The sequence below is a fragment of the Gluconacetobacter tumulicola genome, from assembly GCF_014174215.1.
Taxonomy (GTDB): Bacteria; Pseudomonadota; Alphaproteobacteria; order Acetobacterales; family Acetobacteraceae; genus Gluconacetobacter; species Gluconacetobacter tumulicola.
Map to the genome: position 1 here is coordinate 15,130 of NZ_JABEQL010000003.1, position 24,253 is coordinate 39,382.

27 protein-coding genes are annotated in these 24,253 nt (G+C 65.7%); 6 read left to right on the top strand and 21 right to left on the bottom strand.

Going from position 1 to position 24,253, the window contains the following annotated elements; genetic code table 11:
• Genes kdpC through HLH29_RS02640 form a run of 4 tightly spaced genes read right to left on the bottom strand, consistent with a single transcriptional unit; the run spans position 1 to position 4,522 of the window.
• A complete protein-coding gene (gene kdpC, locus HLH29_RS02625) occupies positions 1 to 615 on the bottom strand; it encodes a potassium-transporting ATPase subunit KdpC (RefSeq protein ID WP_182964469.1) in 615 nt (204 codons plus the stop codon).
• Between the two features lie 13 nt (positions 616 to 628).
• Positions 629 to 2,704 (bottom strand): potassium-transporting ATPase subunit KdpB, encoded by a 2,076-nt coding sequence (gene kdpB, locus HLH29_RS02630; RefSeq protein ID WP_182964470.1) that lies wholly within the window; start codon positions 2,702 to 2,704, stop codon positions 629 to 631.
• A gap of 17 nt (positions 2,705 to 2,721) precedes the next feature.
• Positions 2,722 to 4,428 carry a potassium-transporting ATPase subunit KdpA gene (gene kdpA / locus HLH29_RS02635; protein ID WP_182964471.1) on the bottom strand — a complete coding sequence of 569 codons (1,707 nt, stop codon included), beginning with the start codon at positions 4,426 to 4,428 and terminating at the stop codon, positions 2,722 to 2,724.
• A gap of 4 nt (positions 4,429 to 4,432) precedes the next feature.
• A complete protein-coding gene (locus HLH29_RS02640; RefSeq protein WP_182964472.1) occupies positions 4,433 to 4,522 on the bottom strand; it encodes a potassium-transporting ATPase subunit F in 90 nt (29 codons plus the stop codon).
• Between the two features lie 405 nt (positions 4,523 to 4,927).
• Between HLH29_RS02640 and HLH29_RS02645 the strand changes: the two genes are divergently transcribed.
• Both HLH29_RS02645 and HLH29_RS02650 read left to right on the top strand, forming a co-directional pair.
• Positions 4,928 to 6,106 (top strand): outer membrane beta-barrel protein, encoded by a 1,179-nt coding sequence (locus HLH29_RS02645; protein WP_246373725.1) that lies wholly within the window; start codon positions 4,928 to 4,930, stop codon positions 6,104 to 6,106.
• A gap of 86 nt (positions 6,107 to 6,192) precedes the next feature.
• Complete coding sequence (locus tag HLH29_RS02650; protein WP_182964474.1) at positions 6,193 to 6,669, top strand: phosphate-starvation-inducible PsiE family protein; 477 nt, start codon at positions 6,193 to 6,195, stop codon at positions 6,667 to 6,669.
• A 57-nt stretch (positions 6,670 to 6,726) separates the two neighbouring features.
• Here HLH29_RS02650 and HLH29_RS02655 read toward each other — a convergent pair whose 3' ends face one another.
• The 6 genes from HLH29_RS02655 to HLH29_RS02680 form a co-directional block, all read right to left on the bottom strand.
• Positions 6,727 to 7,512: a GIN domain-containing protein gene (locus HLH29_RS02655; RefSeq protein ID WP_182964475.1), complete on the bottom strand. Its 786-nt coding sequence runs from the start codon at positions 7,510 to 7,512 to the stop codon at positions 6,727 to 6,729.
• A gap of 75 nt (positions 7,513 to 7,587) precedes the next feature.
• Positions 7,588 to 8,172 (bottom strand): DUF1700 domain-containing protein, encoded by a 585-nt coding sequence (locus tag HLH29_RS02660; RefSeq protein WP_182964476.1) that lies wholly within the window; start codon positions 8,170 to 8,172, stop codon positions 7,588 to 7,590.
• Positions 8,169 to 8,504, bottom strand: a complete 336-nt coding sequence (locus tag HLH29_RS02665; protein WP_182964477.1) for a helix-turn-helix transcriptional regulator — start codon at positions 8,502 to 8,504, stop codon at positions 8,169 to 8,171. Before HLH29_RS02665 ends, HLH29_RS02660 begins: the two co-directional genes overlap by 4 nt.
• A gap of 208 nt (positions 8,505 to 8,712) precedes the next feature.
• Positions 8,713 to 9,498, bottom strand: coding sequence for a 5'/3'-nucleotidase SurE (surE, locus tag HLH29_RS02670; protein ID WP_182964478.1), 786 nt, complete (start codon positions 9,496 to 9,498; stop codon positions 8,713 to 8,715).
• 128 nt (positions 9,499 to 9,626) lie between these two features.
• The gene (metC, locus tag HLH29_RS02675) at positions 9,627 to 10,808 is read right to left on the bottom strand and encodes a cystathionine beta-lyase (protein ID WP_246373727.1); all 1,182 of its coding nucleotides are present in this window, start codon (positions 10,806 to 10,808) and stop codon (positions 9,627 to 9,629) included.
• A gap of 47 nt (positions 10,809 to 10,855) precedes the next feature.
• Positions 10,856 to 11,716, bottom strand: coding sequence for a sulfurtransferase (locus tag HLH29_RS02680; RefSeq protein ID WP_182964672.1), 861 nt, complete (start codon positions 11,714 to 11,716; stop codon positions 10,856 to 10,858).
• A gap of 213 nt (positions 11,717 to 11,929) precedes the next feature.
• On the opposite strand from HLH29_RS02680, the gene HLH29_RS02685 reads away from it, so the two are divergent.
• Both HLH29_RS02685 and HLH29_RS02690 read left to right on the top strand, forming a co-directional pair.
• Positions 11,930 to 13,000 carry an AI-2E family transporter gene (locus tag HLH29_RS02685; protein ID WP_182964480.1) on the top strand — a complete coding sequence of 357 codons (1,071 nt, stop codon included), beginning with the start codon at positions 11,930 to 11,932 and terminating at the stop codon, positions 12,998 to 13,000.
• Positions 12,997 to 13,698 (top strand): endonuclease/exonuclease/phosphatase family protein, encoded by a 702-nt coding sequence (locus HLH29_RS02690; protein ID WP_182964481.1) that lies wholly within the window; start codon positions 12,997 to 12,999, stop codon positions 13,696 to 13,698. Before HLH29_RS02685 ends, HLH29_RS02690 begins: the two co-directional genes overlap by 4 nt.
• Here HLH29_RS02690 and cls read toward each other — a convergent pair.
• Positions 13,689 to 15,107 carry a cardiolipin synthase gene (gene cls / locus HLH29_RS02695; RefSeq protein ID WP_182964482.1) on the bottom strand — a complete coding sequence of 473 codons (1,419 nt, stop codon included), beginning with the start codon at positions 15,105 to 15,107 and terminating at the stop codon, positions 13,689 to 13,691. The two genes, HLH29_RS02690 and cls, sit on opposite strands and share 10 nt — an antisense overlap.
• 98 nt (positions 15,108 to 15,205) lie before the next feature.
• On the opposite strand from cls, the gene HLH29_RS02700 reads away from it, so the two are divergent.
• Positions 15,206 to 15,625: a YraN family protein gene (locus HLH29_RS02700; RefSeq protein ID WP_246373702.1), complete on the top strand. Its 420-nt coding sequence runs from the start codon at positions 15,206 to 15,208 to the stop codon at positions 15,623 to 15,625.
• A gap of 38 nt (positions 15,626 to 15,663) precedes the next feature.
• Here HLH29_RS02700 and HLH29_RS02705 read toward each other — a convergent pair whose 3' ends face one another.
• The 10 genes from HLH29_RS02705 to purB form a co-directional block, all read right to left on the bottom strand.
• Positions 15,664 to 15,996 carry a hypothetical protein gene (locus HLH29_RS02705; protein ID WP_182964483.1) on the bottom strand — a complete coding sequence of 111 codons (333 nt, stop codon included), beginning with the start codon at positions 15,994 to 15,996 and terminating at the stop codon, positions 15,664 to 15,666.
• 139 nt (positions 15,997 to 16,135) lie between these two features.
• On the bottom strand, positions 16,136 to 16,471 hold the full coding sequence (grxD, locus tag HLH29_RS02710) for a Grx4 family monothiol glutaredoxin (protein WP_182964484.1): 336 nt from the start codon (positions 16,469 to 16,471) through the stop codon (positions 16,136 to 16,138).
• Between the two features lie 56 nt (positions 16,472 to 16,527).
• Positions 16,528 to 16,761, bottom strand: a complete 234-nt coding sequence (locus HLH29_RS02715) for a BolA family protein (RefSeq protein WP_182964485.1) — start codon at positions 16,759 to 16,761, stop codon at positions 16,528 to 16,530.
• Positions 16,762 to 16,789: 28 nt separating this feature from the next.
• Positions 16,790 to 19,003, bottom strand: a complete 2,214-nt coding sequence (gene purL / locus HLH29_RS02720; RefSeq protein WP_182964486.1) for a phosphoribosylformylglycinamidine synthase subunit PurL — start codon at positions 19,001 to 19,003, stop codon at positions 16,790 to 16,792.
• Positions 19,000 to 19,701 carry a phosphoribosylformylglycinamidine synthase subunit PurQ gene (gene purQ / locus HLH29_RS02725; RefSeq protein WP_182964487.1) on the bottom strand — a complete coding sequence of 234 codons (702 nt, stop codon included), beginning with the start codon at positions 19,699 to 19,701 and terminating at the stop codon, positions 19,000 to 19,002. The genes purL and purQ overlap by 4 nt, the downstream gene beginning before the upstream one ends.
• Positions 19,698 to 20,075: a Rap1a/Tai family immunity protein gene (locus HLH29_RS02730; RefSeq protein ID WP_182964488.1), complete on the bottom strand. Its 378-nt coding sequence runs from the start codon at positions 20,073 to 20,075 to the stop codon at positions 19,698 to 19,700. Before HLH29_RS02730 ends, purQ begins: the two co-directional genes overlap by 4 nt.
• Positions 20,072 to 20,314, bottom strand: a complete 243-nt coding sequence (purS, locus tag HLH29_RS02735) for a phosphoribosylformylglycinamidine synthase subunit PurS (protein ID WP_114728364.1) — start codon at positions 20,312 to 20,314, stop codon at positions 20,072 to 20,074. Before purS ends, HLH29_RS02730 begins: the two co-directional genes overlap by 4 nt.
• Positions 20,311 to 21,075 carry a phosphoribosylaminoimidazolesuccinocarboxamide synthase gene (gene purC, locus HLH29_RS02740; protein ID WP_182964489.1) on the bottom strand — a complete coding sequence of 255 codons (765 nt, stop codon included), beginning with the start codon at positions 21,073 to 21,075 and terminating at the stop codon, positions 20,311 to 20,313. The genes purS and purC overlap by 4 nt, the downstream gene beginning before the upstream one ends.
• A gap of 154 nt (positions 21,076 to 21,229) precedes the next feature.
• Positions 21,230 to 21,964, bottom strand: a complete 735-nt coding sequence (locus HLH29_RS02745) for an NRDE family protein (RefSeq protein ID WP_182964490.1) — start codon at positions 21,962 to 21,964, stop codon at positions 21,230 to 21,232.
• Between the two features lie 25 nt (positions 21,965 to 21,989).
• On the bottom strand, positions 21,990 to 23,342 hold the full coding sequence (purB, locus tag HLH29_RS02750; protein WP_182964491.1) for an adenylosuccinate lyase: 1,353 nt from the start codon (positions 23,340 to 23,342) through the stop codon (positions 21,990 to 21,992).
• 236 nt (positions 23,343 to 23,578) lie between these two features.
• Here purB and HLH29_RS02755 point away from each other — a divergent pair, with 236 nt between their 5' ends.
• Positions 23,579 to 24,169, top strand: coding sequence for a YjbE family putative metal transport protein (locus tag HLH29_RS02755; protein ID WP_182964674.1), 591 nt, complete (start codon positions 23,579 to 23,581; stop codon positions 24,167 to 24,169).
• Positions 24,170 to 24,253 lie beyond the last annotated feature (84 nt).

Sequence of the window (24,253 nt, forward strand, 5' to 3'; positions counted from 1 at the left end):
CTACTGTACCGCATCAAGGGCGAGGTTGAGCGCCAGCACGTTGACATGGGGCTCGCCCAACCAGCCCATCATCGGTTGCCGGATCATCTGCACCACCAGGTCATGCACGCGCATCTCGGGCAGATGGCGGGCCAGGGCCACACGACGCACCTGGAAGAACGCGGCCTCGGGCGAGATGTCGGGGTCCAGCCCGCTGGCCGATGTCGTCACGAGGTCGGCCGGGATCTTCCACCCCTCGCGGATCGCATCGGGATTGTCGGCCCCGATCGCCACCGCGCCGGCGCTGACCCGCGCGACAAGGGATCGGGAGGTCGGCCCGAGATTGGAGCCCACGGACACCGCCGCGTTATAGGGCGTCGGCACCGATTTCGATGGATCGGCCGGGTCAACGCCGCTGGTCGCCGAGGGGCGTGGATGGAAATAGCGGTCGGACGTGAAGTTCTGGCCGATCAGGGCCGAGCCGACCGGATGGCCGTCGCGGATGATGATGCTGCCCTGAGCCTGATGCGAAAACACCAGATTGGCGACCGCCGTCAGGCCAAGCGGATAGGCCAGCCCGGTCAGGATCGACAGAAGAGCGAACAGGACCAGTGCGGGACGGATATGACGTATCATGGTCATGTTATCCTCATACAAGACCAAAGCTGGTGACCAGCATGTCGATCAGCTTGATGCCGACGAAGGGGGCAACCAGCCCACCCAGGCCGTAGACGAGAAGATTGCGCCGCAGCAGCGCCTCGGCGCCCACAGGCCGGTAATGCACGCCCCGCAGCGCCAGGGGAATCAGCGCGACGATGATCAGCGCGTTGAAGATGATCGCGGACAGGATCGCGCTTTGCGGCGTGACCAGATGCATGATGTTGAGCGCCCCCAACTGCGGATAGAAGCCGATGAACATCGCCGGGATGATCGCGAAATATTTCGCGACATCATTGGCGATGGAGAAAGTCGTCAGCGCGCCCCGGGTCATCAGCAGCTGCTTGCCGATCCCCACGATCTCGATCAGCTTGGTCGGGTCGCTGTCCAGATCGACCATATTTCCTGCCTCGCGCGCCGCCATGGTGCCGGTATTCATCGCCACGCCCACATCGGCCTGGGCCAGGGCGGGCGCGTCGTTCGTGCCGTCGCCGCACATCGCCACCAGCTTGCCGTCTGCCTGTTCCCTGCGGATCAGCGTCAGCTTCGCCTCGGGTGTCGCCTGGGCCAGGAAATCGTCTACCCCGCTTTCCGCCGCGATCGCCGCCGCCGTCAGCGGGTTGTCGCCGGTGATCATCACGGTGCGGATCCCCATCCGGCGCAGTTCGGCGAAGCGCTCTCGGATGCCGCCCTTCACCACGTCCTTCAGATGCACCACGCCCAGCAGGCGCCCGCCATCGACCACGGCCAGCGGGGTACCGCCGCCACGGGCGACCGTTTCGGCGATGTCGCGCAGCGCGCGTTCGGCTGGTCCAGGCGGCACGGTGGCCAGCACGCTGTCCACCGCGCCCTTGCGGATCTGGCGGGTCCCGATGTCGACGCCGCTCATACGCGTCTGCGCGGTGAAGGGCACGAAATGCGCGTCCAGCGCATGCATCTCCCGACCGCGAATGTCGAAGCGTTCCTTGGCCAGCACGACGATCGACCGGCCCTCCGGCGTCTCGTCCGCCAGCGAGGCAAGTTGCGCGGTATCGGCCAGCTCCCGCGCCATGATCCCTGGCACCGGTATGAAATCGGCCGCCTGGCGATCGCCGATGGTGATCGTCCCGGTCTTGTCCAGCAGCAGCGTATCGACATCACCCGCCGCCTCTACCGCGCGTCCTGACATGGCCAGCACGTTGAAACGGATCAACCGGTCCATGCCCGCAATGCCGATCGCGGACAGAAGGCCGCCGATGGTCGTGGGAATAAGCGTCACAAACAGCGCAACCAGGATCAGCACGCTGATATGCCCACCCGCGTAGGCGGCGAAGCTGGGGATGGTCGCGACCGCGAAGATGAAGATCAGCGTCATGCCCGCCAGCAGGATCGTCAGCGCGATCTCGTTCGGTGTCTTCTGCCGCTGCGCCCCTTCGACCAGCGCAATCATCCGGTCCAGGAACGTCGATCCCTGGGCGGCGGTGATCCGCACGATGATCCAGTCGGACAGCACGCGGGTACCTCCGGTCACCGCCGAACGATCGCCGCCACTCTCGCGAATCACAGGCGCGGATTCGCCCGTGATCGCGGATTCGTCGACCGAGGCGATGCCGTCGATCACCTCTCCGTCGCTCGGGACGAAATCGCCGGCTTCCACCAGTACGACATCACCGGGTTGCAGTTCCGGCGCCGGAATCTGCTGGTACAGGCCCAGCCGCGTATAGGCGCCCATGTCATTGGCCAGGAGCCGCCTGGCCCGTGTTTCGGTGCGGGTACGGCGCAGGCTGTCGGCCTGCGCCTTGCCGCGCCCTTCGGCGATGGCTTCGGCGAAATTGGCGAACAGCAGCGTGAACCACAGCCACAGATTGATCTGGATCGCGAAGCCGGGCTGCGGGGCATGGGTCAGCAGGTCGCGTATCAGCAGGATCGTAGTCAGGATCGTCACGATCTCGACCACGAACATCACGGGATTGCGCCACATGATTCGGGGGTCGAGTTTGTGAAAGCTCTCGACGATCGCAGGCAGGATCAGGTCAGTCCGCCTCAGGCTGCCCTGCCGCGCCGACGAATGGGAGGAATGGGTGTTCATCGCAGGAAATCCACCAGTCACGAGAAGATGCCGCGCAGCATCGAGAGATGTTCGACGATCGGGCCCAGCGCCAGCGCCGGCAGGAAGGTCAGGCCGCCGACAATCAGGATCACTCCGGTGACCAGCCCGATGAACAGGCCGCCATCGGTGGGAAACGTGCCCGATGTCGTGGGAACGTTCTTCTTGACCGCCATGGCGCCGGCAATCGCAAGGACGGGCACGATCACGAAGAACCGGCCGATCATCATCCCGATGCCCAGCGTGACATTCCAGAACGGGTTGGCCGTCAGGCCCGAAAAGGCGCTGCCATTGTTGGCGGCGGCGGAAGTATAGGCGTAGAGCGCCTCCGAAAATCCATGCGGTCCGGCAGCCGACAGAGCCGAAGTGCCGGGACTCACCACCACCGCCAGGGCGGTAAAGCCGAGCATGACCAACGGCAGGCACAGCACGGCCAGCATCGTCATCTTCAACTCGCGCGCCTCGATCTTCTTGCCGAGATATTCCGGCGTCCGCCCCACCATCAGGCCGGCCATGAACACGGCAATGATCGCGAACAGGATAAAGCCGTAGAGCCCGGACCCCACGCCGCCGAAGATGATTTCGCCCAGCATCATGTTGACCAGAGGCACCATCCCGCCCAGCGGCAGGAAGCTTTCATGCATCGCGTTCACCGCGCCGCATGACGCATCCGTGGTCACGGCGGCGAACAGCGCGGAACCCACGATACCGAAACGGACCTCCTTGCCTTCCATATTGCCCTGGATCGGATCGACCCCCAGCGCGGCAAAGGCCGGATTGGCATGGGACTCAGACCAGTAGAGAATGCCGGCCCCCACCATGAACAGGACTGACATCGCCGCGAAGATTGCCCAGCCCTGCCGTTCGTTGCCCACCATGCGGCCGAACATATTGGTCAGCCCGGCACCGAGCGCGAAGATGCAGACCATCTGCACGAAATTGGTCAGGGCATCGGGGTTCTCGAACGGATGGGCGGAATTGGTGTTGAAGAACCCGCCCCCATTGGTGCCAAGCATCTTGATCGCTTCCTGCGATGCCACAGGCCCCAGGGCGATGGTCTGGTGTGCGCCTTCCAATGTTGTCGCGTCGACCACGCCCGACAGGCTCTGCGGCACGCCCTGCCAGACGAAGAACAGAGCCAGCACGAGGCAGGCAGGCAACAGGACATAGAGCGTAAGCCGCGTCAGATCGGCCCAGAAATTGCCGATCGTCCCCACCTCGCGACGGGTGAAGCCGCGGATGACAGCCGCCGCGACGGCGATGCCGGCGGCGGCCGAGACGAAATTCTGTACTGTCAGCGCCAGCATCTGGCTGAGATGACTCATCGTCGTCTCGCCCGCATAGCTCTGCCAGTTGGTGTTGGTCAGAAAGCTGATGGCGGTGTTGTAGGCCAGGTCCGGCGCCACCGCCGCCTGTCCAGCCGGATTCAGGGGCAGGTGCGCCTGTAGCCGCAGGATCAGATAGACCGCGACGAAGCACACAAGCTTGAAGGCCAGAACCGCAAGGGCATACTGGCTCCAGGATTGTTCCTCGTCCGGGTTGACGCCGGACAGGCGATAGAACGCGCGCTCCAGCGGCCCGAGGATACGGCTGGGCAGCGTGCGCTCGCCCGCCAGCACCCGTGTCAGCACGCCGCCGACCGGTCGTGCCAGCACGACGATCGTCAGGAAAAAGACCAAGATGGTGGTCCAGCCGGTCACGGACATGGCATCAGAACCTTTCCGGACGGACGAGAACCGCGGTGACGTAGGCCAGAAGTCCAACCGTCACCATGGCTCCCAGAATGAGATCGAGGTTCATTGCCTTCAGATCCTCGCACACGCTGCCACGAAGCCGATGCATACGGCGAACCCGGCCAGACCCAGGGTGAAATAGAAAAAATCGAGCATGGGACATCTCCCTTGGAAACAGCGGGATTATCCATCCGATCGTCATAGGGATGAGAGAGGGGGATCGGCGCGATCCCATAGGAAACTCATAGGAATTCGGCCAAATCGCCCCTGCGTCGCGCCTCATGGCCTTGCAACGGCCTGATCGGCTGGCCTAGCTCTGCACGGCACCGGCCGGCTGCCGCCCGTTCAATCGGGCGAAGAGACGTACCCCCGTTCATTCGAGAACAGGACAATGATGAAATCCATTCATGCCACTCTCCGTCGCCCTGCGACGCGGGACAGGCTGCTGCCGGCCCTGACAGGCATCGTATTTATGATCGGCCATCTGACCGACGCTCACGCCGGGACAATCCAGGACTGGTGGAGCGACGTGACGCTGCACGGACAAATCGAGGGTGGCATCAACGCCAACCCCGCCCGGCCGGCGAACGGCAATAATTTTGGTGAATTCATCGGCGATCATGCCAATCAGGCGCAACTCGATCAAATCACCATGGCCGTGGCGCGCGCCGTGGACCAGAACGCGCCCACCTATCAGATCGGCTTCAAGGTCAAGGCCCTGTATGGTGCCGATGCCCGATATTACGAAATCGCCGGCATCACTGACCGGATGATGAGCGGGCGATACCAGTTCATACCCGCCGAGGCCCATCTGGACATGCATCTGCCCTGGCTGACGCGGCACGGGCTGGACATGCAGGCCGGCATCCTGGGCTCGCCGATGGGGGTGGAAACGCTGGACCCCGCCACCCGCCCTTTCTACACACTGGCCTACACCACCCAGTATTCGACGCCCTTCGAGCATGTCGGGGCAATGTTCCAGTGGCATGCCACCGACCGGTTCGATGTGCTGTTCGGGGTCGATACCGGCAACCAGGTCTCGTTCGGCCGAGCCGACAACAACGCCGCCGCCGCCGGCTATTTCGGTCTTTCGGGCACCGGCTTCGCGGACGGGCGCCTGTCCTTCATCTATCTGGGCCGCGTGGGGCCGGAAAATGCCGTGCGCGCGCTGGGGAACCGTGCCAGCAGCGCGCAGCGGTTCTGGAACGACCTGAACGCAACCTACAAGATCAGCGACCGCCTGTCGGTGACCGGCGAATTCAACGCCCTGCATGACGAGGGCATACGTGCCGATACCTACAGTTTCGTCAGCTTCCTGAGCTATCAGGTCACGCCGTCGCTCACGTTCAATTATCGTGGCGAGATCTACCGCGACAATACCGGGCTGGTCGTGACCAGTTTCCTGGGCAACGACGCCTATATGCGCGCGACGCTCGGCAAGCCGGCGGACACGCAATCCGCCCCGCCGACGACCTATGGCGCGCTGACGCTGGGCCTGACCTGGCACCCTTCACCCGGTCATGGCGTCAGCCTGTTCGAGATCCGTCCGGAAATCCGCTTCGACCGCTCGCTGAGCGGTACGACCCCGTTCAACGATCTGCGCAACGCCGGCATGTTCACGTTCGGCGGGGATGCGGTGTTGGGCTTCTGACACATCACGGAAATTTGCTATATAGGCGCAATTAAAGTCAGGTCGGTCGCGGTTCCGTCTTCGTGGCGACGGTAAAGGGAGTATTCATGATCGAGCGCATACCGGGTTTCATCAGGGTCGGCACGCTTTTCGACCTGTTCGAGGAAATCGCGATGCTGGTCCTGACCCTCTGCATCGCGGCGGTCGCCTGCGTCGGCCTGCTGCATGTGGTGGTGGCCGTCATCCATCTGCTGCTCACCACCGGGTTGCAGCCGACCGACCCGTCTGTCCTCCAGGGCATTTTCGGCCTGTTCTTTACCGTCCTGATCGCGCTGGAATTCAAGCACTCCATTCTGGTCCTGCCGGAGGCACAGTCGCACAGCCTGGTCCGTATGCGGTCGGTACTGTTGATCGGCATGATGGCGACCGTCCGCAAATTCATCGTTCTCGACCTCAGTGGCGTGAACGTCATGGAAATGCTGGCGCTGTCGGCGGCTGTGCTGGCCCTGGGGGGCGTCTACTGGCTGGTGCGTTCGAAATCCGTCACGCCAGGCGAAGCGGAACCCCAGTCACACGAGCCCTGAGCCACAACGCACTGGGGGGAAGAAGGAGCACCACTCACTTCCCCCGCATTGCCCAGGTCAGAGCTGAACGTCGCCCTCTTTTTCCCTCACGGCCGGTTTGTCATGATCGCTGTCGTGATCGTCTTGATCACCGTCATCGACCGTTATGGAGCCGATGCCGCTGATCTCCTTCGTCAGCGACGCCGGCTTGCGGGTCAGCTCCACCGCCCCGACGCCGCTGAGGCGGACGGAGGCATGCCCGCTGGGCCCGATGCTGACATGCCCGGCACCGGAGATCCCGACATCCGCGTCGCGCACCACCATGTCCGACAGGTCGGCCTGCGCCGCTCCCGCGACCCTCAGCATCACCATGTCCGCCTTGCCGTGCCCGGTCACGCTGCCGGCCCCTTCCACGGTCAGGGACAGATGATCCACCGCCACGTCGTTCAGCGTCAGCGATCCGGCGGAGCGCAGGGTCAGTGTCTTGAGGGCCGGCGCGGTGACGACGATCCGCAGATGGCCATTGTGCCAGTGATGGTGCGAGACATGGTCCAGGGCGAGCACGTCGCCGTTCAGCGTCACCCGGTCGACGATATCGCTTGCCCCGCTGACGGTGATGCCGGGGGCCGGCCCCTGCGTATAGACGATGCTGGCCGGGAGCTCGAAGGTCAGCGCCTCGCCGCCCTTCCAGTCGAGCTTGTGCGAGACCGTCGGCCCTGCCGGCGCGTCGTCATCGTCATCGTAATGGAGCAGGTCGAAGGTGGAAAAATGCCAGTTGGTCGGGCCGCGTACCGCCGCCACCCCGAAACAGGCCATGGACAGGGCCGCGCCCCCCACCGCCACCAAAATGAGTCCACGTATCATTGGAATCTCCTCGCCCGATCGGGCGCAATCGTGACTAACTTTCTGATATCAAATCGTTTGAGTCGGAATCCGCGATCAGTCGCGCAACCGGCTGTTCGATCCCGCGGTGATCAGCCGGTAATGGGCCCGTCCGTAACGGACCAGCAGATTGACCAGCCCGATCGTGAACAGGACGCAGAACGCCGTCAGCGAGGCCCCGCCACCCAGCACGCCCAGGCTCAGCAACGCGGCCTGCAACCGGTCGCCCATGAAACCCGGGAAGTTCGTGACCAGCGCGAACGGCAGCGCGAAGCCCCCGCCCAGGCATGCCACCAGCCCGACGAGCAGGAAGGCGAACAAAGTGGTCACGATGCCGATCAGGACCGGCATGATCACGAACAGGTCCAGTGCCGCCAGGCCGATCACCCCCACGATCACGCCCAGGGCCGAGGCAAGGCTCCGCTCGTCCTCCCACCGGCGCAGGCCGGCTTCGGCGCGGAGTTCGCGGGCCAGACGCGACGGGTCGCCCAGGGCCGTAGCGACATCGGCATCGCTGCGCCCGGCCGCACGCCCGGCATCGAAATGCCCCTCGTAATCGGCGATGATGTCGTCGATGGCCGGCCGCGGCAGGCCCCACAGGCCACTCCTCAGCCTCCGGAGAAACGAATCCCGCTCATTCATGATGTCTTCTCCAGATCGAGTTCCAGAATGGCGGCAACGGCACGCGTGAAGTCGGTCCAGGCCGCTTTCTGGGCATTGAGGTTGTTTCGGCCGCCTTCGGTCAGGCGATAATATTTTCGCGGGGGGCCGGACGATGATTCGACCAGATAGGTGGAGACCAATCCGTCCTTCTGCATCCGGCGCATCAGGGGGTAGATCGTTCCCTCACCCATATCGATGGCGGCGGACAGACGGCTGGCGATGTCGTAGCCGTATGAGTCCGACCGCGCGAGGAGTGCGAGAACACAGAGTTCCAGCACCCCTTTCTTGAATTGGACGAGATTGCTGTCCACGACGTCTCGATCCTTGAATGGGCTCTGCACTGCACGGAACCTTCTTATGCAAGGTAGCCATCATTGGACGGTTCCTTGCAATAGTTTTTTGCGGTCGCCCAGAAATTGGACGCAAAAAAAGCCGGACAAGCCGGCTGATCCTGATGCGCCTCAGCGCAGGAAAATATTATAACTCTTTATTTTTAAATCATATAATAGAGAATTCCGATCAGACACGGGCCTGCGCGGCGCGCATCCGCTCCAGCACGCCCTGATCGGTGCGCTCGAAGCGCAGCGGTGTGACTGACACCTTTCCGGACAAGACGGCTTCCGTTTCGGTCCCCTCGTCGTCGGTGGTGGATGACCGGGTCAGGCTCAGCCAGTGATAGGCGCCGTTGCGCGGATCGGTGCGCGCCGTGATGGCGGCGCCGCCCAGCAATCCTGCCCCCTGGCTGGTCAGCACCGGGCCGCCTGCCAGTTCGGGCGGACGGTCGGGGAAGTTGATGTTCAGGCAGGCGTCGCGCGCCCATTCCAGCCGGGACATGGCGCGAATGACGGCAGGCGCCAGCGCCCGCGCCGTCTCCCACCGCACCGGCTGGTCGCGGGTGAAGAGCTGGCTCAGCGCGATCGAGGGAATGCCCAGCAGCAATCCGGTCATCGCCGCCCCGACGGTTCCCGAAAACACCGTCTCCATGCCCAGATTGGCACCGCGATTGACGCCTGACAGGATCAGGTCGGGCGGCTGATCGGCCATCAGATGGCTCACACCCATCACCACGCAGTCGCCCGGCGTGCCGGTAACGCCATAACGCCGCTCTCCCCGCTGCACGACCCGCAGCGGGTCGTGCAGGCTGAGCGCGTGCGAGGTGCCGCTCTGGTCCCGCTCGGGCGCCACCACCCAGATTTCGGGCGCCAGCGTGGCGGCGATCTCCACCAAAATGGCCAACCCCGGCGCATCGATGCCGTCATCATTGGTCAGAAGAATGCGCCGCGCGATAAAATCGCCATCCACCATGTCACGTTTCCGATCGGCGACCGCCGCGCGAGGCGGCGATGGCGCGTCTGTTGCCTGCCGGGTTGAAGCACCCGCCCGTCATGCCTGCGTATCACCGCAGGCGCAGGACGGAAACGGGGCCGGCGTGGTCAGTCGCTGTAGGACGCAGCGCCTGTCAGTACTTCGAGCCCTGCCGACAGGTCGGCAATCAGATCCTCGGGATTTTCCAGGCCGATATGCAGGCGGCAGGCGGGGCCGCAATCCGCCGCGCAGGTGCGGACGATGCCGCCGGTCGTGGGCAGGACCAGGCTTTCATATCCGCCCCACGAGGCCCCGATCCCGAACAGGGTCAGGGAGTCGATCATGGCAACCATCGCCTCCTGGCTGTAGTCCGGCCGGAACACCACCCCGAACAGGGCGGAAGCGCCACTGAAATCGCGCCGCCATATCTCGTGTCCGGGGCAGGACGGCAGGGCCGGATGCAGCACGCGTGCGACTTCCGGCCGAGCCTGCAGCCACAGCGCCACGTCGATCGCGCTGCGCGACTGCCGCTCCAGCCGCGCCCCCATGGTGCGCAGGCCGCGCAGGGTCAGCCAGCAATCGTCCGGGCCAGCCACCTGGCCAAGCTGGATGCAGGTATCGCGCAGCACATGCCAGTCCTGCTCGTCCACGACCGACACCGCCCCGATGATGCTGTCCGAATGACCTGCGGGATATTTGGTCAGGGCCTGCACCGAAATATCGACCCCATGGTCGAACGGACGGAAGATGCCGACACCCCAGGTATTGTCCAGCATCAGCCGTGCGCCATGCTCATGCGCGAGGTCGGCGATCATGCGGATGTCCTGGACCTCGAACGTATGGCTGCCGGGGCTTTCGGCGACCACCACCTGGGTGTTGGGCCGCATCATCGCCCGCAGCCCTTCGGCATCGATCAGCGGCGGATAATAGGTGGTCTCCACCCCGAAACGGCGCAGCACCGTGTTGGCGAAGCGCCGTGTGGGGCCGTAGACCGAGTCCGGAATCAGGCAATGGCCATTCTTGCCCAGGAATGCCAGCAGCGGCGTGGTGCAGGCAGCCAGGCCCGAGGACACGATCTGGGCATGGCGCGCGCCCTCGATGGCGGCGATCGCGGCTTCGAGTTCGTGCTGGATCGGCGTCCCCATGGCGCCATAGATCAGCTCGTGATCATAGCGCCTGGTGCCGTTGCGGTTCATGTCCGCAACGGTCGGAAACAGCACGGTCGAACCGCGCGTCGGCGGCTGGTTGACCAGGGTGCCGCGCGCATCGGGCGGCAGGTCGCGGGCCAGATGGACCAGCAGGGTGCCCATCTCGCGCCAGCCGCGCGATACGGCCTGATGCAGGGTTTCGCGATCGGTCACGAAACGGCGCCTCGCCCCGCCCCGGTTTCCACCGGCGCCCCGGGTGTCGATCCCCATTCGGCCCAGGAACCGTCATACAGCGCATCGCCCGCGCGGCCGCAGATGCTCAGTCCCAGCGACAGCACCGCCGCCGTCACGCCGGACCCGCAACTGGTGATGACGCGCCGGTCTTCGGTCACACCGGCCTCGGCAAAACGCGCATGCAGGATCTCGGGCGGCAGGAACGCGCGGTTGTCGTCCAGCAGCCTGCCGAACGGCAGGTTGTGTGCACCCGGCATGTGGCCGGACGCCAGACCCGGCCGGGGCTCGGCCACCTCGCCCGTGAAGCGCCCGTGGGCGCGGGCATCGAGAATCAGCCGGTCCCCGCGCCTCACATGGTCACGCATGTCACCCAGCCCCGCGACCCGCACAAAGCGGGGCGCCGGGCGGAAAGTGGCCGCGGCCACGGCCGGTGGCGGGCCGTTCTCGACCGGGCCGCCGGCCCGCTGCCATGCCGGCAGGCCGCCATCCAGCACCTGGACACGCTCCAGCCCGAACAGCCCGGCCAGCCACCAGCCCCGCGCCGCCGATGCCGCATTGCCCTGGTCGTAGAAGACCACATGCGCCGCGTCGGACAGACCCAGCGCGCCCGCCAGCGCCGCGAAGCGCGCCTGGGTCGGGATCATGTGCGGCAAGACGGTTTCAGGGTCGGAAAACTGCTCGATGTCGAAGCGGCGGGCCCCCGGCAGCCGGGCTTCGACGAAACGCTGCGCCGGATCGAACGTCTCACCCGGCAGGGCCATCGTGGCGTCGAGCAGGACGAGGTCCGGCGCGGAGAGGATCTCCAGCAGCCGGGCGGGCGAGATCAGGGGATGAATGGACGCATGCATCGATAGGGACCCCATCACGGTTCGGTGCTGTTCCGGGCCCAGACAAAGCGGCGGGGTATCCGAAGCACTGATCGTCCTTAGCGGAGTGCTTCGCTCCCGATCAACCATCGCTGCCTCGCGGCCCTTTACCATCCCGGTGCGCTGCCACATCATCAGGCGGTGCCGGATGCGCTCCGGCGTCGCAAGCCATGGCGGGAATCAATGACCGAGCGCATCATGATGGGGTTGTTGCTGGGCGGTGTCGCCTTCGGGTGCGGCGCCATCCTCTATCCCTTCATGTCGGCCTTGCTCTGGGCGGCGATCCTGACCTTCGCCACCTGGCCGATCTATGTCCGCATCCGACGGAACATGGGGCCGGTAGTGGGTGCGGTGATCATGACGGTGCTGACGACGCTGGTCGTCGCCGTGCCGCTGGTGATCGTGGTCAGTTCCAGCATCGCGGACCTCCCCGGCACGTTCGAGCGGCTGACGACCTCGCTGACGTCGTTCCACCTGCCCGCGCCCACATGGCTGTCGCGCATTCCCCTTGTCGGCCCCGATCTGGCGAATAAATGGACCCAATGGGCCACCGATCTGGGTCATGTCGAACACATGCTGCTGCCCTATGCCGGCAATATCGCGCAATCGATGCTGAGCGGCCTGATGCTGGTTGCCAGCGGGCTGGTCCATCTGGGCATGGCGCTGTTCATCGCCTTCTTCTTCTGGCTGGGCGGCGATGCGCTGGGCGCGACCTTCGCGGCCGTCATCCGGCGCATCGCCGGCGCCTATGCCGACCGGATCATCGGCATCATCGGCCGGACCATCCGCGGGACGGTCTATGGTATCCTGGGCACCGCGATCATCCAGGGCGTGCTGACGGGGCTGGGTTTCGCCATGACCGGCCTGCCGCAACCGGTGCTGTTCGGCATGATTACCGCCGGGGTCGCGGTGCTGCCGATCGGGGCACCGCTGATCTGGATACCGGGGGCGCTGGCCCTGATGCTGACGCATCATCTCTGGCGCGGAATCTGCCTGGTGGCGTTCGGGACCTTCATCATTTCGGGGGTCGATCATGTCATCCGGCCAATGTTCATTTCGCGCGGCGCGCAACTCCCTTATCTGCTGACGGTCCTGGGCGTATTGGGCGGAGTGTGGACCTTCGGCGCGCTGGGGATCTTCCTCGGCCCGGTGCTGCTGGGCGTGGGCTACACGCTCACGGCCGAATTTGCTGCCAACGTGCCTGGCCGGGCGGGAAAAACTGCCCGAATAGAGGAGACCTTCATCGAATCATGAGCATTACCCACCCCTCCCCGCTGCTGCCTCCGCGCCCGGGGCAGCGCCCGCGCCCGGCCCATCTGCCGGCGCCCGTCATCGGGTCGGAGCGCAAGATCGTCAGCTGGAACCTGCTGCATCGCGTCGGCGCCACGCCGCGCGACGTGATTCACCTGATCGAGGAGGAACGGCCGGACCTGCTGCTGATGCAGGAAACGACCGAGGATTTCGATGCCCTGCCCCATCTGATCGGCGGTCATTACGCCCGCTCGCCCCTGCCGGGCCGCATTCATGGTGTCGCCTGCTGGAGCCCCGGCCCGTTCCGGCGCCCCCCCCTGGCCTGCACCCTGCCCTCCGGCCCGCTGGTGCGCCGGGTCGCGCAGGTGATCGAATGCGCGGCCTTCGGTTTTTCGGTGGCGAATGTCCATCTGTCGCACGGCCAGATCATGAATCGCCGCCAGTTGCGCCGGCTGGTCCAGATCCTGCCGTCCCATGCCGCCGTGCTGGGGGATTTCAACCTGGTCGGTCCAACCCTGATGCCGAGTTTCCGCGATGTGGGACCACGCGCGCCAACCCACCGGATGGTCGACATGCTCCCGATCCGGATCGACCGATGCCTGGTGCGGGGCCTGATCTGCACCCAGGCACGGGTGCTGAACCGTTACGCGTCGGACCACCGGCCGATCGCGGTGCGACTAGAGCGATCGGACTACAGGTAAGGCAGGAACAGCCGCGCCGCCGAATCCCGCAGGCGGATCGGCAGCGACCTGCGGTCCAGATCGTAATGGGTCAGGCGATCCTGCCGGTGCATGACGATGAAATCGTCGATCCGCGCTGCCAGCGCATCGTCATAGGCTTCCAGATTGATTTCGAAATTCAGGCGCAGGCTGCGCACGTCCAGGTTGGAACTGCCGACGCAGGTCCAGTGCCGGTCCACCACCATCAGCTTGGAATGGTTGAAGGGCGGCCGTGCCTGCCAGACGCGACAGCCGGAATCGAGAAAGCGCGGCAGGTTGGCCGAACGGGCCCAGTCGATCAGCGTGTGATTACTGTGTCGCGGCACCACGATATCGACCTCGATCCCGCGCAGGGCCGCCAAGGCCAGTTCGCTCAGGAAGCGATCGCCGGGCAGGAAATAGGGCGTCATCAGCCGTACCGACTGTCGGGCCAGGGTAATGGCCTGGAGCATGGTATATTCGATCTTTTCCAGATCGGAATCCGGTCCCGCCGTCACGATTCGCGCCAGCGTCTCGCCCTTCGACGTCATCTCGGGAAAGATCGAGGCCGGCGGCAGGTCTTCGCCCCAGGCAAAGGACCAGTCCTGGGCGAAGGCTTCGGTCAATTGATGGACGATCGGGCCTTCCAGCCGGAAATGCGTATCCGCCACCGGATGGCGGGGGTGGGTCGCCATCAGGTTTTCCACCCCGATATTCAGCCCGCCCATGAAGCCCAGATGGCCATCCACCACCAGGATCTTCCTGTGGTTGCGCATGTTGATGAAGGGCATGCGCCAGGGCAGCATCGAGTGCATGAAACGGGCCACCGGCACCCCGGCCCGACGCAGGGCGGATGCGATCTGGCAGCGGAAATAACCGCTGCCGATCCCATCGACCAGCACCCGCACCGCAATGCCGCGCCGATGGGCCTGGATCAGCGCGGCCAGGAACCGCTGGCCCGCCGCGTCGCCGCGAAAGATGTAGGAGCAGAGCAGCACGCTGCTGGTGGCGCCCTCGATCGCCGCCAGCATCTGCGGATAGACCTCGTCGCCGTTATGCAGCATCTCGACACGGTTGCCGCCCATCAGCGGCCGGCCGGTCAGCTTGCCGACCATATGCGCCAGCGGGGCAAAGCTGCCCTCTTCGGCGCGCTTCCAGCGGGAGGAAAGCGTGCGGCTGTGCCAGGAGGCCCGCCCGATCAGCTTGCGCGCCCGGCGATGCACCCGGTTGATGCCGAACATCGCGTACAATGTCCCGCCGGTGAACGGCATCAGGATGGTGATGCCGATCCAGCCGATCGCGGCGCCGACATCCTTCTTGTTCAGCAGGACATGCCCCGTCACCAAGGCTGCAACCGCAATGCGGAACAGAAACACCAGCAGAAGCACGGTTTGCCAGTACACGATCAGCATGCGTCAGCTCGATCCAGGATGATGGGCGGCGGCATTGTCGAAGCGGGCGCGGCGGGGCACTGTTCGAACCGACGCGAAGAGAAGGGTCAGGACGGTCGATGGTGCAGCCGGAATGGGGCAAGGATCAACTCTCGGCCGGATTGCGCGCCCGTCGGCAGGTGCGCGGGGCGGCCTCTCACGCCCGGGGGCTGCATGCCGAACAGACGGCCATGGCATGGCTGCGGCAGGGTGGATGGACGATCCTGGGCCATCGGGCCCGCACACGTTGGGGCGAGATCGACCTTGTCGCGCGGCGCGACGATCTGCTGGCGTTCTGCGAGGTCAAATGCCGCCCGTCCTATGTCGAGGCAGCGGAATCCCTGACCCGTCACCAGATGCGCCGTCTGGCGAATGCGGCGACGGCGCTGTGCGCCGCACATCCCGACTGGGTGTGCGGACAAATGCGCTTCGATGTTCTGCTGGTCACCGCTGACGGGTCCGTACACCACATCGCCGACGCCTTCAGGCCGGAAGCATAGGTTCCGGGGGCGTCGGTGCCGGGCGGGCGCGGTACGGATCAGGTGCGGTGGCGCCCCTTGCGGGCGGTATGCCGGGCCGATGCCACGGCATGGGGATGATAGACGACATTATGGACCAAACCGCGTGAGCGGACGGTCGCACGGGCCGAATGGAGGTCGCTGATCGAAGCCACATGCATGGCGCGCGTGTCACGATGATAGGCAACGTGCCGGACCGGCATGGGGATTGCGGTCAAGGCATCCAGGGTCAGTCGCCTGGCTTCGTCATTCGTCACCACATGCGCCTGTGCGCTGTGGGGAGTGGCGGCCAGCAGGAACAGCCCGGCTCCAAGTGCGCAGAACGCGGTCTTCCTGAATACTGCCTGGAACATCCATCACCTCACACCAACCCGATAAGGGAAAGCTAAACGAAAGGCGGGGCGCGCGACAAGAGAAAGGGCGCGGGCCCAATATAAAAAACGGGCCAGTCATGGCGACCGGCCCGTTCTTCAGATCGTAAGGTGCGAGGGATCAGGCCGAGGCCGACACGATCCCCTTTTCCGCGAACAGCTTTTCCAGTTCGCCGGTCTGGAACATTTCGGTCACGATATCGCAGCCACCGATGAACTCGCCCTTCACATAGAGCTGCGGCACGGTCGGCCAGTTCGTGAAGTCCTTGACCCCCTGACGCAGTTCCGGATCTTCCAGCACGTTCGCGGTCTGGAACGGCACGCCGGTGTGATTCAGGATCTGCACCACGCGGGCCGAGAACCCGCATTGCGGGAACAGGGCGTTCCCCTTCATGTACAGCATGACCGGGTTGGTATCGATATCGTTCTGGATACGCTGCGCGATGGTTTCAGCCATTTGTTCAGTCCTGTGCAGTAGGCGGCCGGGGGCGGCCGCATAATGGGGGCGTTTATTCAGTCCGGGGCGGTGGTTTGCAGGGCCAGGGCATGCAGCTTGCCACCCATATGCCCCTGAAGCGCCGCATAGACGATCTGATGCTGGCGGACGCGCGACAACCCCCGAAAGGCCTCGCTGACGACGGTGCAAGCATAATGATCGCCGTCGCCCGCCAGATCCTCGATACTGATCGCGGCATCCGGCAGGGCGGTGCGGATATAGGTTTCGATCTCCTGTGCCGTCATCGCCATCGGCGTTCCTCCTTCGCGACGTTGTCGCTCAATCGTCCATCAGGGCGGGGAAAAACGCCGAATTGACCGCTTTCAGCCGCGCCTTCGATATTGTGGCGCCGCTGGGCAAAGTCAAACCGTCGCCCCCCACCTGGCCGAGGACCCGCGTTTCCACCCCGGCCGCCGTTGCAGCAACGGTAAAGGCCCCGGCGTCACGCACCGCCACAACATATCGTGACTGGTCTTCGCCGAACCAGAACGCCTCGGGCCGCATGCCCGATTGCGGGGCGGACAGGATGCACCCGGCCTCGCCCGCCATCGCCATCTCGGCCAGCGCAACCAGAATCCCGCCATCGGACACGTCGTGGCAGGCCAGGACATGGCCGCCTTCGATCTGCTGACGGACGAAATCGCCGTTGCGGCGCTCCGCCGCCAGGTCGATCGCGGGCGGGGCGCCGTCTTCACGCCCATGGATCTCGCGCAGCCACAGCGACTGGCCCAGTTCGCCACGGGTGGCACCGACCAGGACCAGCGTGCCCTCGTCCGGCATGGCCAGGCCGATGGCGCGATTCACATCGTCCAGCACGCCCAGGCCGCCGATAGCCGGCGTCGGCAGGATCGAAACCGACGATCCGTCCGGCGCGCGGGTCTCGTTGTAGAGCGAGACATTGCCGCTGACGACCGGGAAGTCCAGCGCGCGGCAGGCCTCGCCCATGCCCTCGATGGCGGCGACGAACTGCCCCATCACCTCGGGCTTTTCCGGCGAGCCGAAATTCAGGTTGTCGGTCACCGCCAGCGGACGGGCACCGGTCGCCACGATGTTGCGCCACGCTTCGGCGACGGCCTGCGCGCCGCCCTGGCGGGCATCGGCCCGGCAATAGCGGGGCGTGCAGTCCGTGGTCAGCGCCAGGCCCAGCGACGTGCCCTCGACCTTGACGATCGCGGCATCGGCCGCACCCGGCCGCTTGACGGTCTGGCCGCCCACGGTGCTGTCATACTGGTTCCACACCCAGGCGCGCGATGCCAGGTCCGGGCAGCCGATCAGACGGATCAGCGCCTGTTCGATCCCGACCGGGTCGGTGATCGGGCCCAGCGGTGCCGGCTCGGGCGAAGGCGCGGTCGGGCGGCGATAGAGCGGCGCCTGGTCGGCCAGCGGGTCCAGCGGAATATCGGCCTCGACGCGCCCCTGATGGCGCACGACGATATGGCCGGTATCGGTCAGGTGGCCGATGATCGCAAAATCCAGTTCCCATTTCTCGAAGATCGCGCGCGCGAGTTCGGTCCGGTCCGGGTGAATGACGATCAGCATGCGCTCCTGGCTTTCGGAGAGCATCATCTCATAGGCGGTCATGCCGCGCTCGCGCTGCGGCACGGCATCGAGGTCGAGGTCGATACCCACCCCGCCCTTGCCCGCCATCTCGACCGACGAGGAGGTCAGGCCGGCGGCGCCCATGTCCTGGATCGCCACGATCGCGTCGGTGGCCATCAGTTCCAGGCACGCCTCGATCAGCAGCTTTTCCACGAACGGGTCGCCGACCTGCACCGTCGGGCGCTTGGCCAGCGCGTCCTCGTCGAACTCGGAGGACGACATGGTCGCGCCATGGATACCGTCGCGCCCGGTCTTGGAGCCGACATAGACCACCGGATTGCCGATCCCCGCCGCGGCGGACAGGAAGATGCGATCCTGGCGGGCAATGCCCACCGTCATGGCATTGACCAGCGGGTTGCCGTCATAGGCCGGATGGAAATTGATTTCCCCGCCCACGGTCGGCACGCCGACGCAATTGCCGTAGCCGCCGATGCCGCGCACCACGCCGTCGACGATGCGGCGGGTCTGCGGGTTCTCCGGGCTGCCGAACCGCAGCGCGTTGAGGTTGGCGACCGGCCGCGCGCCCATGGTGAACACGTCACGCAGGATGCCGCCCACACCGGTCGCGGCACCCTGATAGGGCTCGATGAAGGACGGGTGGTTATGGCTTTCCATCTTGAAGATGGCGGCCAGCCCCTGTCCGATATCGACCACGCCCGCGTTTTCGCCAGGGCCGTGGATGACCCACGGCGCCGTGGTCGGCAGCGTGCGCAGCCACACGCGCGAGGATTTATAGGAACAATGTTCCGACCACATGACGGAAAAGATGCCCAGCTCGGTCAGGCTGGGCGTGCGCCCCATGATCGAGAGCACATTGCCGTATTCTTCGGCCGTCAGCCCGAATTCCCGTGCCAGATCTTCGGTCACGGGCTTCTGCCCCGTTGCGCTGCTCATCGGACCAGAGCCTCCACCAGCCCTTCGAACAGGGGCTTTCCATCTTCGCCGCCCATCAGCGGGTCCACCAGGTCTTCGGGGTGCGGCATCATGCCGCAGATCCGCAGATTGGCGCTGAGCACGCCGGCAATCGCCTTGACGCTGCCATTGGGATTGGTCTGCCGGTCGCCTTCATCGACACGCCCGTCGGGCCGCGAATAGCGGAACGCGATGCGCCCGCTGTCTTCCAGCTCGCGGATCGTGGCGTCATCGGCGATATAGTTGCCGTCACCATGCGCCATGGGGGCGCGGAACACGTCGCCCGCGTTCCAGCGGCGGGTAAAGGGCGTATCGTTGCGCTCGACCCGCAGATGGCAATCCTGCGACAGGAAGCGCAGCGCGCCGTTGCGCAGCAGCGCCCCCGGCAGCAGACCGGCTTCCGTCAGGATCTGGAAGCCGTTGCACACACCCAGGATATGGCCGCCGGCTTCGGCGAAGCGGCGGATCGCGGGCATGATCGGGGCATGGGCCGCCATGGCGCCACAGCGCAGGTAATCGCCGTAGCTGAACCCGCCGGGCAGCACGACCAGGTCCAGATCCGGCAGGTCGGTCTCGCCATGCCAGATCATCACCGGCTCGCGCCCGGTCACGACCCGCAGCGCGATCGCCATGTCACGTTCCCGGTTCGTGCCCGGAAAGACGACGATTCCGGCCTTCATTTGCCGCCACCGCAGGGATAGGACTCATGCAGGGCGGTAAAGGCCAGTTCGCCGACCGGCTTGGACAACTGGTCGGTATGGGCGCGCAGCCACGACACGACATGCCCGCGCATCTCGGCGCTGGTCACGCCGGACTTGACGCAGAAGCCCGTCGGCGCGGCCTTGTCGCCCTCGTTGCGGTCATAGACATGCGTCAGGGCGACGGAATCGGCCAGGCCGGACAGGTAGGCGTCGCAGATCGCAACGCTGGGGGCCCGGCTGCACAGTTCCAGGAACCGCCCGCCCTGCAGGGTCGAGACCCGCTGGGCCATGGCCGAGGCCGGCAGGCCGGCCGCCAGGGCGGCAACCAGCAGGATGGAACGACGCGCGCTCATGCCACCACCTCGGTCACGAAATCCTCGATCACCAGGTTGGCCAGCAGGCCGCGCGCCATGGCATCGGCCTTCTCGCGCGCGGCGGCGGGATCGGTCTCGTCCAGCTCCAGCTCGATCACGCGGCCGATCCGCACCTCGCCCACGCCGCCGAAGCCCAGCACATGCAGCGCATGGCCCACGGCCTTGCCCTGCGGGTCCAGCACGCCGTCCTTCAGCATGACCGTCACGCGTACTTTCATTGCATCACCTCCGGCCCCTTCATGTCGGAATTCGTGGCCTCGGGCAGGATGCCGAGCCGCCAGGCCACTTCCTGATATGCTTCCTCGACACGGCCCAGGTCGCGCCGGAAGCGGTCCTTGTCCAGCTTCTCGCTGGTCTTCGCGTCCCACAGGCGGCAATTGTCGGGCGAGATCTCGTCCGCCAGGACGATGCGCATCTCGTCGCCTTCCCACAGCCGGCCGAACTCCAGCTTGAAATCGACCAGCGTGATGCCGATGCCGACGAACAGTCCGGTCAGGAAATCGTTCGTGCGCATGGTCAGCGCAACCATGTCGTCCAGATCATGGGTGCAGGCCCAGTCGAAGGCCGTGATATGCTCTTCGCTGACCATCGGGTCGTTCAGGCTGTCGTTCTTGTAGTAATATTCGATGATCGTGCGCGGCAGGCGCGTGCCCTCGGGAATGCCCAGCCGCTTCGCCAGGCTGCCGGCGGCGACATTGCGCACCACGACTTCCAGCGGGATGATCTCGACCTCGCGGATCAGCTGCTCGCGCATGTTCAGGCGGCGGATAAAATGGGTCGGGATGCCGATATCGTGCAGACGCAGCATCAGATGTTCGCTGATGCGGTTGTTCAGCACGCCTTTGCCGGTGATGATCCCCTTCTTCGCCCCGTTTCCGGCCGTGGCGTCGTCCTTGAAATACTGGACCAGCGTCCCGGGTTCCGGACCCTCGAAGAGGATCTTGGCTTTTCCTTCGTAGAGCTGACGACGGCGGGCCATACTCGTCCTTCATGCGGCTGATGGAGGCATGTCCTGCATGCCGTCCGATATGGGGCCCGGTCAGGGCCCCTGGAATGCGACTGCCTCATAGCAATGATTGATCGCGGAAGATACCATTCCCTTGATGGCGCGCCATGACGGCGTCGCCGGTCGCTCAGGCGGCTGGCAGATCCACCGCCGCATAGCCCACACGATCCGGCGCGCCGGCGGCGAAATACCAGGACGGCGCACCGGCCGGATCGGCCGGCAGGCCGATGAGCGATGAGCTGCATGTGCCGAATCCCGCGCGCGGCGGAATGTTCAGTTCGCTGCCGGCGGGCAGCGAACGGTCGGACATCAGGCGCGTCCAACTGGTCCAGTCCGGTGGCACCGGGCGCCCGGCCTCGCGGAAGCGCGGCAGGTGCCGTCCGATCCGGGGAATGGACATGTCGTCGGGCTCGGTCGTGGCGGCCATGTGGGTGCCCGGTTCCAGCGCCCTGACCTCCGGCGTGGCATAGCCGAGGCCGGAGATGAAATAGGCATCGTTGCGATCGGCAACCACCATGTTGAACGACCGCCACGCGCCGGCATCCAGATTGCCGATCGCCCGCGCGGCCTCGGCGGCCGTGGCGTGTTCCAGCGCAAGCAGGGGCAGTTCGCCGCGCGAACGCTTGCCCGGCGCCGGCCCCAGGCTGCCCACGCGATTCATCACGCCGGCAACGACGCCCGAATCATTCAGGGCCAGCCACGACCCGCCGGCCAGCCTGTCCCGCCCCCCGACCACCGCGGGGCGATCCGGCCAATGGCGGCCGGGTGCGTCCCACAAGCGGTCCAGCCGTTCGTCACGGTTGGCGCCGAACAGCAGAGGCCAGGCGGAACCGGGGGAAAAGGACAGGACGATCGTACACATTCGGGTCTCTGCCTCCTCCCGAACCTCAGCCGCGCGCCGGGCCGGCTTCGCCGAAGACGCGGGTAAAGCTGTGATCCAGCGCGCCCAGATGGGCATCGCTGTTCATCGCCGCATCCAGCACCTCGGCCGGCACGCGGCCCGCCACCTCGGGGTCGGCGTCCAGATTCTCGCGGAAGGTGCGGCCATCCGGCTCGCCCAGCCGGGTCCAGGTCGCCATGGCGTTGCGCTGGACGATCCGGTACGCGTCCTCGCGCAGGATGCCCGCGCGTGCCAGAGCCAGCAGAACCTCGCCGGAATGCACGACCCCGCCCAGGCTCTCCAGGTTGGCCAGCATGCGGTCCGGATAGACCACCAGCTTGTCCATCATGCCGGCCAGACGGGCCAGCGCGAAATCCAGCCCGATCGTGCCGTCGGGGCAGATATTCCGCTCGACCGACGAATGGCTGATGTCGCGCTCGTGCCACAGCGCCACATTCTCCAGCGCCGGGATGACATGGGCGCGCACCAGCCGCGCCAGGCCGGTCAGGTTTTCCGACAGCACCGGGTTGCGCTTGTGCGGCATCGCCGACGAGCCCTTCTGGCCCGGGTGGAAGAATTCCTCGGCCTCCCGCACTTCGGAGCGCTGCAGATGACGCACTTCGACCGCCAGGCGTTCGATGCCGCTGGCGATGACTGCGAGCGTGCAGAAATAGGCGGCATGGCGGTCGCGGGGGATCACCTGGGTCGAAACGCCCTCGGGCTCCAGCCCCAGCTTCTCGGCCACGAAGGTCTCGACGCGCGGATCGACATGCGCATAGGTGCCCACGGCGCCCGAAATGGCGCAGGTGGCGATTTCGGCGCGGGCGCGCACCAGCCGCTCGCGATTGCGGGCGAATTCGGCGTAATGGCCCGCCAGCTTCAGGCCGAACGAGGTCGGCTCGGCATGGATCGCGTGGCTGCGCCCGATGGTCAGCGTATATTTATGCTCGAACGCCCGGCGCTTCAGCGCCTCCAGCACGGCGTCCAGATCCGCCAGCAGCATGTCGGTCGCCTGGACCAGTTGCACCGACAGGCAGGTATCCAGCACGTCCGACGACGTCATGCCCAGATGCACGAAGCGGCTTTCCGGGCCGATCTTTTCGGCCAGCCAGGTCAGGAAGGCGATGACGTCGTGGCGCGTTTCGGCCTCGATCTCGTCGATACGGTCCAGATCGGCCTGCGAGAACGCGGCCATCGCGGCGTCGCCCTTCTCGCGCACCACGCGCGCGGCCTCGGCCGGCACGCCGCCGTACTGCGCCATGGCCTCGCATGCCAAAGCCTCGATTTCGAACCAGATCCGATACCGGTTCTCGGGGGCCCAAATGGCGGCCATGGCGGGACGGGTATAACGCGGGACCATCGTGCTCGGCTTTCTCTCTTCGACCAGATGCTGTTCGGCAGCATCGTCACGTCATGCGGCAATCCCGGGCAAGGACGATCTGCCCGGGGGACGGGGCTGCCCCTTTAGCCGATTTCCCGCGCCGCGTCTTCCTTCGAAAGCGGGTGCCTCTTGCCCGGTTGCGGCGGGAATGATCAACATCGCGCGGCGTCGGCCGACGAGACGGGCCGACGGACATTTCCAGCGGGAGCGCGACCATCCTCACCCTATCCGCCCTGGCCTCGCTTCTGCAGGTCATTCTGATCGATCTGACTCTGGCCGGCGACAATGCCGTGGTGATCGGCCTGGCCGTGCGCGGCCTGCCCCACCCCCTGCGGGGGCGGGCCATCCTGGCCGGCGTCGCGGCGGCGGCGCTGATTCGCGTCGGCCTGGCGATCGTCGCCGTCCAGTTGCTGGCCATCATTGGCCTGACCCTGGCCGGCGGCATTCTCCTGCTATGGGTCTGCTGGCGCATGTTCCGCGAACTGCGCCACCAGGAGGAACCCGCGCCATCCGACACCGTCCCGCCCGGCGCATTGCGCACCGCCATCATCCGCATCATCGTCGCCGACCTGTCGATGAGCCTGGATAACGTGCTGGCCGTGGCCGGGGCGGCGGGCAAGCATCTCTGGGTGCTGATCACCGGGCTGGCGGTTTCGGTGCTGATGATGGCCGTCGCGGCCTCGCTGATCGCGCGGCTGCTGGAACGGTTCCGGTGGATCGCCTGGGTCGGGTTGCTGATCGTGCTGGCCGTGGCGATCGAACTGATCGTCAAGGGCGGCGGCGAAATCTGGCATGTCGTGTCATGATGGCGCGCCCCGCCCGTCGCGCCTGCTGACATGAGGCCCGCCATGCCGCCATTCGCCATTTCGACTGCCCCGCGTCGCCTCCCG

Excerpts from the sequence above, each read along its gene's own strand:
- metC (WP_246373727.1), bottom strand. The coding sequence starts at position 10,808 with ATGGGCACCCTGCTGGTCCATCTGGCCCGCGACCTGCCGCCCGATGCG.
- HLH29_RS02685 (WP_182964480.1), top strand. The coding sequence starts at position 11,930 with ATGACCGAGCGCATCATGATGGGGTTGTTGCTGGGCGGTGTCGCCTTC.
- HLH29_RS02730 (WP_182964488.1), bottom strand. The coding sequence starts at position 20,075 with ATGAGCGCGCGTCGTTCCATCCTGCTGGTTGCCGCCCTGGCGGCCGGC.
- kdpC (WP_182964469.1), bottom strand. The coding sequence starts at position 615 with ATGATACGTCATATCCGTCCCGCACTGGTCCTGTTCGCTCTTCTGTCG.
- purC (WP_182964489.1), bottom strand. The coding sequence starts at position 21,075 with ATGGCCCGCCGTCGTCAGCTCTACGAAGGAAAAGCCAAGATCCTCTTC.
- purS (WP_114728364.1), bottom strand. The coding sequence starts at position 20,314 with ATGAAAGTACGCGTGACGGTCATGCTGAAGGACGGCGTGCTGGACCCG.
- HLH29_RS02715 (WP_182964485.1), bottom strand. The coding sequence starts at position 16,761 with ATGGCGATGACGGCACAGGAGATCGAAACCTATATCCGCACCGCCCTG.
- HLH29_RS02745 (WP_182964490.1), bottom strand. The coding sequence starts at position 21,964 with ATGTGTACGATCGTCCTGTCCTTTTCCCCCGGTTCCGCCTGGCCTCTG.
- purB (WP_182964491.1), bottom strand. The coding sequence starts at position 23,342 with ATGGTCCCGCGTTATACCCGTCCCGCCATGGCCGCCATTTGGGCCCCC.
- purL (WP_182964486.1), bottom strand. The coding sequence starts at position 19,003 with ATGAGCAGCGCAACGGGGCAGAAGCCCGTGACCGAAGATCTGGCACGG.
- HLH29_RS02650 (WP_182964474.1), top strand. The coding sequence starts at position 6,193 with ATGATCGAGCGCATACCGGGTTTCATCAGGGTCGGCACGCTTTTCGAC.
- HLH29_RS02640 (WP_182964472.1), bottom strand. The coding sequence starts at position 4,522 with ATGAACCTCGATCTCATTCTGGGAGCCATGGTGACGGTTGGACTTCTG.
- HLH29_RS02705 (WP_182964483.1), bottom strand. The coding sequence starts at position 15,996 with ATGTTCCAGGCAGTATTCAGGAAGACCGCGTTCTGCGCACTTGGAGCC.
- HLH29_RS02660 (WP_182964476.1), bottom strand. The coding sequence starts at position 8,172 with ATGAATGAGCGGGATTCGTTTCTCCGGAGGCTGAGGAGTGGCCTGTGG.
- purQ (WP_182964487.1), bottom strand. The coding sequence starts at position 19,701 with ATGAAGGCCGGAATCGTCGTCTTTCCGGGCACGAACCGGGAACGTGAC.
- grxD (WP_182964484.1), bottom strand. The coding sequence starts at position 16,471 with ATGGCTGAAACCATCGCGCAGCGTATCCAGAACGATATCGATACCAAC.
- HLH29_RS02655 (WP_182964475.1), bottom strand. The coding sequence starts at position 7,512 with ATGATACGTGGACTCATTTTGGTGGCGGTGGGGGGCGCGGCCCTGTCC.
- kdpB (WP_182964470.1), bottom strand. The coding sequence starts at position 2,704 with ATGAACACCCATTCCTCCCATTCGTCGGCGCGGCAGGGCAGCCTGAGG.
- HLH29_RS02645 (WP_246373725.1), top strand. The coding sequence starts at position 4,928 with ATGATCGGCCATCTGACCGACGCTCACGCCGGGACAATCCAGGACTGG.
- surE (WP_182964478.1), bottom strand. The coding sequence starts at position 9,498 with ATGGTGGATGGCGATTTTATCGCGCGGCGCATTCTTCTGACCAATGAT.
- HLH29_RS02690 (WP_182964481.1), top strand. The coding sequence starts at position 12,997 with ATGAGCATTACCCACCCCTCCCCGCTGCTGCCTCCGCGCCCGGGGCAG.
- cls (WP_182964482.1), bottom strand. The coding sequence starts at position 15,107 with ATGCTGATCGTGTACTGGCAAACCGTGCTTCTGCTGGTGTTTCTGTTC.
- HLH29_RS02700 (WP_246373702.1), top strand. The coding sequence starts at position 15,206 with ATGGTGCAGCCGGAATGGGGCAAGGATCAACTCTCGGCCGGATTGCGC.
- kdpA (WP_182964471.1), bottom strand. The coding sequence starts at position 4,428 with ATGTCCGTGACCGGCTGGACCACCATCTTGGTCTTTTTCCTGACGATC.